The sequence below is a fragment of the Xenorhabdus yunnanensis genome (assembly GCF_028598805.1).
Lineage (GTDB): Bacteria > Pseudomonadota > Gammaproteobacteria > Enterobacterales > Enterobacteriaceae > Xenorhabdus > Xenorhabdus yunnanensis.
The window spans coordinates 67345-76835 of the sequence record NZ_JAQRFI010000019.1 but is presented as its reverse complement, the minus strand read 5'-3'; the positions used below and the strand labels follow the sequence as shown (position 1 = coordinate 76835).

9 protein-coding genes and 9 tRNA genes are annotated in these 9491 nt (G+C 41.2%); 9 read left to right on the top strand and 9 right to left on the bottom strand.

The features are described from left to right. Positions 1–104 precede the first annotated feature (104 nt). From PSI23_RS10040 to PSI23_RS10020, 5 genes are all read left to right on the top strand, one after another. Positions 105–854 carry a glycosyltransferase family 9 protein gene (locus PSI23_RS10040; protein ID WP_273554950.1) on the top strand — a complete coding sequence of 250 codons (750 nt, stop codon included), beginning with the start codon at positions 105–107 and terminating at the stop codon, positions 852–854. 477 nt (positions 855–1331) lie between these two features. Then, entirely contained in the window at positions 1332–1703 is a 372-nt protein-coding gene (locus tag PSI23_RS10035) for a YkgJ family cysteine cluster protein (RefSeq protein WP_273554946.1), read from the top strand. A gap of 141 nt (positions 1704–1844) precedes the next feature. Next, positions 1845–3110 carry an S-methyl-5-thioribose kinase gene (gene mtnK / locus PSI23_RS10030; protein WP_273554945.1) on the top strand — a complete coding sequence of 422 codons (1266 nt, stop codon included), beginning with the start codon at positions 1845–1847 and terminating at the stop codon, positions 3108–3110. 9 nt (positions 3111–3119) lie between these two features. Further along, positions 3120–4220, top strand: coding sequence for an S-methyl-5-thioribose-1-phosphate isomerase (mtnA, locus tag PSI23_RS10025; protein ID WP_273554944.1), 1101 nt, complete (start codon positions 3120–3122; stop codon positions 4218–4220). A gap of 21 nt (positions 4221–4241) precedes the next feature. Continuing rightward, positions 4242–4886 carry an L-fuculose-phosphate aldolase gene (locus PSI23_RS10020; RefSeq protein WP_273554943.1) on the top strand — a complete coding sequence of 215 codons (645 nt, stop codon included), beginning with the start codon at positions 4242–4244 and terminating at the stop codon, positions 4884–4886. Positions 4887–5086: 200 nt separating this feature from the next. Here the strand turns inward: PSI23_RS10020 and PSI23_RS10015 are convergent. The 7 genes from PSI23_RS10015 to PSI23_RS09985 all read right to left on the bottom strand — a co-directional run bounded on the left by PSI23_RS10015 (position 5087) and on the right by PSI23_RS09985 (position 5824). Then, positions 5087–5162, bottom strand: a tRNA-Val gene (locus PSI23_RS10015). Positions 5163–5184: 22 nt separating this feature from the next. Next, positions 5185–5260 (bottom strand) — tRNA-Lys (locus PSI23_RS10010). Between the two features lie 30 nt (positions 5261–5290). Beyond that, positions 5291–5366: transfer RNA gene (locus PSI23_RS10005), tRNA-Lys, on the bottom strand. A gap of 30 nt (positions 5367–5396) precedes the next feature. After that, positions 5397–5472 (bottom strand) — tRNA-Lys (locus tag PSI23_RS10000). Between the two features lie 45 nt (positions 5473–5517). Beyond that, positions 5518–5593, bottom strand: a tRNA-Val gene (locus tag PSI23_RS09995). Between the two features lie 44 nt (positions 5594–5637). Continuing rightward, positions 5638–5713, bottom strand: a tRNA-Val gene (locus tag PSI23_RS09990). Between the two features lie 35 nt (positions 5714–5748). After that, positions 5749–5824 (bottom strand) — tRNA-Val (locus tag PSI23_RS09985). 267 nt (positions 5825–6091) lie between these two features. On the opposite strand from PSI23_RS09985, the gene gltX reads away from it, so the two are divergent. From gltX to PSI23_RS09970, 3 genes are all read left to right on the top strand, one after another. After that, positions 6092–7522 carry a glutamate--tRNA ligase gene (gltX, locus tag PSI23_RS09980; RefSeq protein ID WP_273554942.1) on the top strand — a complete coding sequence of 477 codons (1431 nt, stop codon included), beginning with the start codon at positions 6092–6094 and terminating at the stop codon, positions 7520–7522. A gap of 208 nt (positions 7523–7730) precedes the next feature. Further along, a tRNA-Ala gene (locus PSI23_RS09975) sits at positions 7731–7806 on the top strand. A gap of 68 nt (positions 7807–7874) precedes the next feature. Then, positions 7875–7950 (top strand) — tRNA-Ala (locus tag PSI23_RS09970). 47 nt (positions 7951–7997) lie between these two features. Here PSI23_RS09970 and PSI23_RS09965 read toward each other — a convergent pair. Both PSI23_RS09965 and PSI23_RS09960 read right to left on the bottom strand, forming a co-directional pair. After that, positions 7998–8483, bottom strand: a complete 486-nt coding sequence (locus PSI23_RS09965; RefSeq protein ID WP_273554949.1) for a GNAT family N-acetyltransferase — start codon at positions 8481–8483, stop codon at positions 7998–8000. Between the two features lie 325 nt (positions 8484–8808). Beyond that, positions 8809–9225 carry an ISAs1 family transposase gene (locus PSI23_RS09960; RefSeq protein ID WP_373567316.1) on the bottom strand — a complete coding sequence of 139 codons (417 nt, stop codon included), beginning with the start codon at positions 9223–9225 and terminating at the stop codon, positions 8809–8811. Here PSI23_RS09960 and PSI23_RS09955 point away from each other — a divergent pair. Next, positions 9206–9451 (top strand): hypothetical protein, encoded by a 246-nt coding sequence (locus tag PSI23_RS09955; protein ID WP_273554941.1) that lies wholly within the window; start codon positions 9206–9208, stop codon positions 9449–9451. The genes PSI23_RS09960 and PSI23_RS09955 overlap by 20 nt on opposite strands. The last annotated feature ends 40 nt before the right edge of the window (positions 9452–9491 follow it).

Here is a 9491-nt window from a genome sequence, read left to right as displayed (position 1 = left end):
TAATCGCCCTCGTAAAACACGAGATTACAAAACACCGAATGAGTTATTTAAAGGAGTACCCACTCATTTACTTCGTTCATTACGGTGTTGCGCTTAATATGTGAATCCAAGCTGCATTAACATTTCGTCGAAAAGAATTTGATATTGCTATATCAACCAAACCAACTCCGATGAAGTTGAGTAATTTATTTTTATGGTTATTGGGTGCTAAAAAACGCTATGCGGTTGTTACAGACAAACAGTGGCATTCTAAATTAATTAACTATCCAATGAAGCAAGAGCAAGTCAAAGGCTATCATCAGGCCTTAAAAGTATTACGCACATTTTCACCTATTGAGAACAAATTATTTCCTGAATTTTTTCCTTGTATTAAATTTGAAAATGTAACTCAGGCGGCTGAACATCAATCCCCCAGAGTTTTATTTTCTGTTTCCAATAATAGAAAAAATAGTCTCATTAATAATGAGAACCTAACTCTAATAGCAAATAAAATACTAGATAATTATCCAGAGACAAAATTTATTATTTCTTCATATAAACAGAATATTCCTTTAGCCGAGGATTTAAGAGCACGTATAGGGAAAAATAGTGAAGTTGTAATATCTGATTCTCTAAATTCTTTTTTAGCTTTATTGAACAGCATGACATTGATTATTGTCGGTGATGGTGGTATCTGCCATTTAGCTGCTGCATTACAAAAAAAACTTATCGCCTTTTACGGTGTGACAACGCCTGAAAATTGGGCTCCACTGGCTACAGAAGATAAATGTATTACATTTTACGATCCTGATGATGTTAACAATATCGATTTAGATACAGTCTATCCAGCTATATTATTCTTACTTAAAAATTAAATTAATAAACTGCAAGTTGTAATCAATAGCACTACAACTTGCAAAAATAAATCTATAATCAAAAAACACAGCCATCACTATAAATAAATATTTAATCTATTTTGGACAGTAATTTTATCCCCATACCCACTCTCTATTTCATTGAAAACTGAACAATGCCATATTTAGTTTTCTAAAAGACGTTTCAAGTTCCAGCTCTTATTACTAAAACCATTGAATTAATATTCAAAAACAATTTATATCCAAGGGGATAATAACCCATAATAACTATAAATCACCAACCAACACTTTAATAAGGAGTAATTTATCTAATAATTTTAAATGAATCAAAATAATATAAATTTTTCTTGAAGAAATATATAATTTGGCAACATAATCTCTTTTAAAGAGACTCGCTTTTTATTGGAAAGCAGCCTTTTGAGGGTAAGGTAATTTTACCTAAGTGTATGTCTTAAACATCAGATAGTGACATCTGGTATGAGTCAAACGTTAACTTCTCAATCTAAGTTACAAGATAACGCCTGTATTAGCTGTGGTGCTTGCTGCGCCTACTTTCGTGTTTCATTTTATTGGGCTGAAGCTGAGGATGGTGGCGGTACAGTTCCCATATCCATGACAGAAAAATTAAATGATTTCATGCGTTGCATGAAAGGAACAAATGAACCCCATCCCCGATGTATCAATTTATGCGGTGAAATTGGTGAGTCAGTCTCCTGCTCCATCTATGACAAAAGGCCCTCTCCCTGTAGAGAATTTCCTCAAGCTTGGGAAACTGACGATTATAATGAAAGTTGTGATCGTGCCAGAGCAGCTTACGGCCTTCCTCCCCTGCCAAAACCTCAAACATAACTGATGGTTAATGTTAGTTCTATCACAGACACCTTACTTTTGCATATCTATAGTTAACAAATGTAAATTCCATTACAGCAGAATAAGTTATCGCTGTGCAGTTTATGAACGTTCCTTCATGAAATTATCAGGATGAAAATAATGGCTGCTCATGTCCCTACAGGATATATCCCACAAACTTGCGAATCTTTACCTCACTATCTTGCTGAAAATTTACCAACAACCATTTCACTTGGCGGTTCCTCTGAAACTTGGCAAATTCAAGAAGTGGGTGATGGAAATCTCAACTTAGTATTTATTGTCTCCGGAAAAGAAAAAACGATTGTCGTGAAACAAGCCCTACCTTATGTACGGGCTGCGGGGGAATCATGGCCGCTTTCTCTTGTTCGTTCTCATTTTGAATATCATGCCCTGATTGAAGAAAAAAAAATCGCCAAAGAATATGTTCCTGATGTCTATTTTTATGATGAGAACATGTCTCTCTTTGCTATGGAGTATTTGTCTCAGCATATCATCCTACGCAAGCGACTTATTGCCGGAGAAAAACTTCTTCACCTCGCGGAAGATATTGGAATTTTCCTTGCGAATACGTTGTTTCATACATCCGATATTGGAATAACGGGTAAAAAGAAAAAAAATCTCATTGCCCGCTTCGCTAACAACCATGAACTTTGTAAGATCACTGAAGATCTGATTTTCACTGAACCTTATTTCAACGCAGAGAGAAATAACTGGACAGCCCCTCAACTTGACGACGAAATTTACTCCATCTGGCAAGATCGAGCACTCATTCAAGCAGCCATGCAGTATAAGTATCAATTCATGACGCAAGCACAAGCCCTGCTGCATGGTGATCTCCATTCCGGCTCAATCATGGTGACGCCAAATTCCACCAAGGTGATTGACCCAGAATTCAGTTTCATGGGGCCAATGGCGTTTGATATTGGTAACTACATTGGTAATTTATTGATGGCTTACTTTGCTCAGCCAGCCCTACGAGAAAATAATGCACAATGTGTTGATTACCAAACATGGCTTCTGGAGCAAGTAGAAACAACCTGGTCAATGTTTGAGCGTCATTTTCGTCAATTATGGAATGAGAAAGATATTGGGGATGCTTATCCTGTTGTGCTTTATCAGCAAGGTACATTCGATGCATCCTTCTTAAAAACAGTACAAGATGACTTTCTATCCACTTTATTTAAAGATACGCTCGCTTATGCTGGCCTGGAAATCAATCGCCGTATTGTTGGATTTTCTGGTGTTGCCGATTTCAAGCAAATTGAAGATCAAAACCAGCGTGCCATCTGTGAAAAACGGGCGCTAAAATTGGCGCGGGAATTGATAGTCAATCGAGAAAATTATCCCAATTTTTCGCTAATTAAACGTTATATTGCACAGTGTTAAGAGGTTGATATGAAAATTAATGGCACTCATTACCGTTCTGTCTGGCTTGCTGACGATGGTCATACCGTCGAAATTTTCGATCAAACCAAGCTCCCTTTTGAAGTGCAAACTATTCAACTACGCACTATGCAGGATGCAGCGACAGCCATAAAAGAAATGTGGGTTCGGGGTGCACCTTTGATTGGTGCTGTTGCCGCATATGGTATGGCTTTGGCAATGCGTCAGGAAAGTAGCGATGAGTATCTTCGGCAATCTTACGATATTTTGGTTGAAACCCGCCCCACAGCAATCAATTTAAAATGGGCATTAGATCGCTCATATCGAATATTGGAAAATATCGAATCTTCGTTACGTGCAGAAACTGCTTACCGTCTCGCCAATGAAATTGCAGATGAAGATGTAGAACTCTGTCGCAAAATTGGTGAGCATGGCTTAAAAATAATTCAAAGTATGGCAGAGACCAAATCAACAGGTGAAACGGTCAATATCCTGACTCATTGCAATGCTGGCTGGCTCGCGACGGTAGACTGGGGAACTGCACTGGCTCCCATTTATATGGCGCATGATGCAGGGATCAACGTCCATGTCTGGGTTGATGAAACCCGCCCACGTAACCAAGGGGGGTTAACCGCTTTCGAATTAGGGTCACATGGCATACCACATACTTTGATCGCAGATAATGCCGGAGGGCATTTGATGCAACATGGCAAAGTGGATCTCTGTATTGTCGGCACAGACCGGACAACCGCCCGAGGTGATGTATGCAATAAAATCGGGACTTACCTTAAGGCATTGGCAGCCAAAGCCAATCAGGTGCCTTTTTATGTTGCCCTGCCATCCCCTACGCTGGATTTTACGGTCTGGGACGGCGTAAAAGAAATTCCCATTGAGCAGCGTTCGGGTGAAGAGCAATCCCATGTATATGGCATTACACCTGAAGGTACGCGAAGTTGGGTCAATACAGCACCGCAAGGAACATCTTGTGGGAATTATGCCTTTGATGTTACACCTGCTGAATTTATCACCGGACTAATCACTGAACGTGGAATTTGCGATGCCAGTGCGGAAGGATTACGAGTTCTTTTCCCTGATTTATGTGGGAAACCGTAATTATCATTCAAGGTAACGATGATGAACAGAGAACAAATCGCCCAAGAGATTATTGAAACTTGCCTCAAAATGAACTCGCTCGGACTGAATCAAGGAACGTCGGGTAATATCAGTGCCCGCTATCAAGACGGTTTTTTGATTACTCCCAGTGGTGTGCCTTATGAAAAGCTAACACCCGAGCAAATCGTCTATGTCAATAATCAAGGCGAATATGCAGTCAATAAGATGCCTTCAAGCGAATGGCATTTTCATCTCTCTTGCTATCAAGCACGCTCTGATCTCAATACTGTTGTACATAACCATGCTGTTAATGCAACAGCAGTCTCCATTCTCAATCATTCGATACCCGCCATTCACTACATGATTGCTGTTACAGGAACCGATCACGTTCCCTGCATTCCCTATGCCACTTTCGGAACGGCTGAACTAGCTGACAATGTGAAAAAGGGGATCTCGTACAGTAAAGCATTACTGATGCAGCATCATGGCATGATTGCAATGGAAGTTAATCTGGAAAAAGCGCTGTGGTTAGCAAATGAGATTGAAATATTGGCACAACTTTATTTAAAAGTGCTTCCAATTATGGAGACAGTTCCGATACTTCCTCTGGCAGAAATGCAACGGGTTCTGGAAAAATTCAAAAGTTATGGATTAAAGATAAAATAGCCACAAATCTCATCCAGAGGCGTATTGTCTTACGACAATTCACAATATCATTGCATTTCTTGCTTATAAATCACGCCAGCACGGATCAGTGGATTCTTATAGGGAATAAATTTTAATGGAATATGGTCTCAGGAGAATATGGTTTTGAGAAATATAGCTTTAGGAGAAGAAAGTGCCAGATAAGAAATTCTGATATGAAGTGGTGGGCGATACCAGATTCGAACTGATGACCCCCTCCTTGTAAGGGAGATGCTCTACCAACTGAGCTAATCGCCCACTTCATATCTTCATACCTAAATGGTGGGTCGTGCAGGATTCGAACCTGCGACCAATTGATTAAAAGTCAACTGCTCTACCGACTGAGCTAACGACCCGATTAGGTAATTCTGATTTTTATATCTAAATGGTGGGTCGTGCAGGATTCGAACCTGCGACCAATTGATTAAAAGTCAACTGCTCTACCGACTGAGCTAACGACCCAATTAGATAATTTTGATTTTGATATTTGAATGGTGGGTCGTGCAGGATTCGAACCTGCGACCAATTGATTAAAAGTCAACTGCTCTACCGACTGAGCTAACGACCCATTCTAAATATCAATATGATATTGTTACGAAACAACCAGATGAAGTGGTGGGCGATACCAGATTCGAACTGATGACCCCCTCCTTGTAAGGGAGATGCTCTACCAACTGAGCTAATCGCCCACTTCATGCTGACTATAATGACATCAATATCACTGATTTATGATTGGTGGGCGATACCAGATTCGAACTGATGACCCCCTCCTTGTAAGGGAGATGCTCTACCAACTGAGCTAATCGCCCAATCATAAAATCATTTTTTATCACTACGAGAAATATGGTGGGCGATACCAGATTCGAACTGATGACCCCCTCCTTGTAAGGGAGATGCTCTACCAACTGAGCTAATCGCCCCGTCGTGATGGAGTCGCATTATAGGGATAGTTCGAGGTGAGTCAACGCTTTTTATTACTAAAATAATCGTTCGTCGTAAAATTAAACAGAATGAAACATTTATAATCACGCAAGGGTATCATTTGGTCAATTTATTTTGGCTTTTCTCAATAACCTATAGTTAACGCCATTGAGGAATTGAAGTGCAGTGATAAAATAACCCACTATTGTTATTTTGATCATACAAAACGCACTCTAAAAAGAGAAACGTAATTAAGGCAATTCCTGATGAGTAAAATTAAAACCCGTTTTGCACCAAGTCCTACTGGCTATCTTCATGTTGGTGGTGCGCGTACTGCTCTTTATTCTTGGTTATACAGTCGCCACAATAAAGGTGAATTTGTTCTTCGTATTGAAGACACCGATCTTGAACGTTCAACTCAAGAAGCCATCGACGCAATTATGGACGGTATGAACTGGTTAAATCTGAATTGGGATGAAGGCCCTTATTATCAGACCAAACGTTTCGACCGTTACAATCAAGTTATTGATGAAATGCTGGAGCAAGGTACAGCTTACCGCTGCTATTGTTCCAAAGAGCGTTTGGAACAACTGCGTGAAACTCAAATGGCAAATGGTGAAAAACCCCGTTATGACGGACGATGCCTTGATAGCGAGTGCCAGCACAATCACAACGAACTGCATCACGATAAACCACATGTTGTGCGTTTCCGTAATCCACAAGAAGGTTCCGTTATTTTTAATGACAGCATCCGTGGCCCGATTGAATTCAGCAATCAGGAACTGGATGATTTGATCATTCGCCGCACCGACGGCTCACCAACCTATAACTTCTGTGTTGTCATTGATGACTGGGATATGGAAATCACCCACGTTATTCGTGGTGAAGACCATATCAACAATACTCCACGTCAGATCAACATCCTGAAAGCCCTCGGCGCACCAGTTCCAGAATATGCCCACGTTTCTATGATCCTCGGTGACGATGGTAAAAAACTGTCCAAACGCCACGGTGCTGTCAGCGTGATGCAATATCGCGATGATGGCTATCTGCCTGAAGCGTTGTTGAACTATCTGGTTCGTCTGGGTTGGTCACATGGTGATCAGGAAATTTTCAGTGTTGAAGAAATGACTGAATTGTTCAGCCTTGATGCCATCAGCAAATCCGCCAGTGCATTCAACACTGAAAAGCTGCAATGGTTGAATCATCATTACATCAATACCCTGCCAGCAGAAGAAGTTGCTGTGCATTTAGCATGGCATATTGAACAGCAAAGTATTGATACTCGTACTGGCCCAGAGCTGATTGATTTGATCAAACTGCTGGGTGAGCGTTGTAAGACACTGAAAGAAATGGCTGAATCTTGCCATTACTTCTATGAAGAATTTGCTGAGTTTGATGCAGATGCTGCGAAGAAACATCTGCGCCCTGTTGCTCGCCAGCCATTAGAAGTTGCCCGTGCGAAACTGGCAGCGATTACTGAATGGACACCTGAGAATATCCATTACGCCATTCAGGCGACGGCTGATGAACTGGAAGTCGGCATGGGTAAAGTAGGTATGCCACTGCGTGTTGCTGTAACAGGAGCAGGCCAGTCTCCAAGTGTTGATGTAACAATTCATGCTATTAACCAAGCACGTTCATTGTCTCGTATTGATAAGGCTCTGGCTTATATTGCTCAACGTGAAGCACAATAAATTGTCGTCATTTGTAAATAATGACGCATAAATAAGTTATATAACTCGAATAATAAAGGCACTCAATTTATTGCAGTGCCTTTATTTTCTGCTTTCAAAATTGTCCTTTGATGGCTTTTTCAGCGCTTACACGGAGAATATTAATGAATCCATTGACAGAATTCTCTGGGTCTCATATGATTCGCCCCGTTCCACAGGATTTTGATTTGGGGCTATAGCTCAGCTGGGAGAGCGCTTGCATGGCATGCAAGAGGTCAGCGGTTCGATCCCGCTTAGCTCCACCAAATACTTTTATTTCCTGCTGATAAAACAGTAATTAGTATTTGGTATTAAAAACCTGAACCACATTTGTGGGGCTATAGCTCAGCTGGGAGAGCGCTTGCATGGCATGCAAGAGGTCAGCGGTTCGATCCCGCTTAGCTCCACCATATTAATCCCTTGTCATTAAACAATTTTTCCCCTTCGCTTGAATCCACTAAAAAAGATATCCCAACATATCTATCTTTCCATTCGGCCAGTCCTTGTCTCTCATCGCCTTCACAAGAAAACAATCTGAAAGATCGCGTTCAATCAGGGAAATACTTTCCACATCTTCAACAGCAAACCATTTTGTTATCGCCGGTGTAACCCGCTTAAAACCATTCGCCTTATAAAGTGCATCGTTATCCCCCATCAAAACAAGAAATTCTACGTTAGAAGTTGCTGCTAACTGTTCAATAGTCTTCAGAAGATTTGTCGCGATTCCAATGCAGCGATGGCTTGGTTTAACACAAAGATCAATGACACCCAAAATCCGAACAGTTTCACCACCAATTTTTATCACTCGGTGATCAATCCCCATATGACCAATCAGTGTATCGTCTTGAAAAATCAGATATCGGAAATGAGGCAATTGCTTGAAATAAGATCGTCCGTCGAAAGTGTCAGGAAAACGGTCATGATGCCAATGGTTAGAGGACAGTAAACCTTTGGCTCAACGTAACTCAAAACCCAATTGAAAATCACAGTATGCTAAAATTGATTAAATAATAGGGCTTCCATATAGCCATTATCCCACCCTGCTGATTACCTTCGGGCACTCAAACTCAGTGTACTGTTTGTCTCTCGTTTAACGATATTCAGCGCCATTTTACGTCATGGGGCAAATATTCTTGTGGGGCTCCGCTCTCTCATACGTGAATCATCTTCTCGAAAAGTGACATCCAATACCCAGTGTAAACTATTTTCGATAGCCCAATGTTTTCGAATGGCAGCTAACTGAAAGGCGGGAACATCCTGACAACTGCTTAAATAATAACGAAAATCAGAGGTGACTGTTTCAGAATATTGTTCTGTCGTATCGTTTCCGTTACCAGGAGGGCCTGAATATCTGGCCAGGAACCTAAGTGTTTTGTTTCTGATGTCAGCGGCAGAACCCATCCACGTCGTCTGACTGTACGTCCGTGGCTATCATCGAATTCATCATGGTTAGGTTTAAGGTGAGGTTTTTGGGTTGTCTGTTGTTGGTGAAAATAGTCAACGGCTTCCGAAAAGGTTTTCCCCTGATTGCCTTTAAGGGACAAAATATAATCGGCTTCACTCTCGCGTAATTGCTGAGCAAGCGTGCGTTGGCAGCCCATCGCATCAATCGTCACGAGATGCCCTTTCAATGAAAGCATCGATAGTAATGTGGGGATTGCCTTAATGACGCGTTTCCAGGGCATTGTTCAGTGCCCGACAGAACCTGGAAAAGTGACCGGCAATAGCGGAGGAAGCGAATGCCGAAGTGCAGAAAAAGCCTTTTTTCGCATTAATGCCCTTAAGAAACGTCATCGTTTTAATCCGGGGAAAATGTTCAATCTGCGCAAGCAATTTCTCGGTCAGTGCAGCAGTGCCGACCCAGTGGCCGTCAGTCAAATTTTGACAAAATTTGGCAAAATCAGAGGGTAATGAAAATCAACGGATACCCCCTATTGCGAAAGATAACGCC

Coding starts and splice junctions, on each gene's coding strand:
- PSI23_RS09955 (WP_273554941.1), top strand. CDS start 9,206: ATGACGCGTTTCCAGGGCATTGTTCAGTGCCCGACAGAACCTGGAAAA.
- PSI23_RS09960 (WP_373567316.1), bottom strand. CDS start 9,225: ATGCCCTGGAAACGCGTCATTAAGGCAATCCCCACATTACTATCGATG.
- mtnK (WP_273554945.1), top strand. CDS start 1,845: ATGGCTGCTCATGTCCCTACAGGATATATCCCACAAACTTGCGAATCT.
- mtnA (WP_273554944.1), top strand. CDS start 3,120: ATGAAAATTAATGGCACTCATTACCGTTCTGTCTGGCTTGCTGACGAT.
- PSI23_RS10020 (WP_273554943.1), top strand. CDS start 4,242: ATGAACAGAGAACAAATCGCCCAAGAGATTATTGAAACTTGCCTCAAA.
- PSI23_RS10035 (WP_273554946.1), top strand. CDS start 1,332: ATGAGTCAAACGTTAACTTCTCAATCTAAGTTACAAGATAACGCCTGT.
- gltX (WP_273554942.1), top strand. CDS start 6,092: ATGAGTAAAATTAAAACCCGTTTTGCACCAAGTCCTACTGGCTATCTT.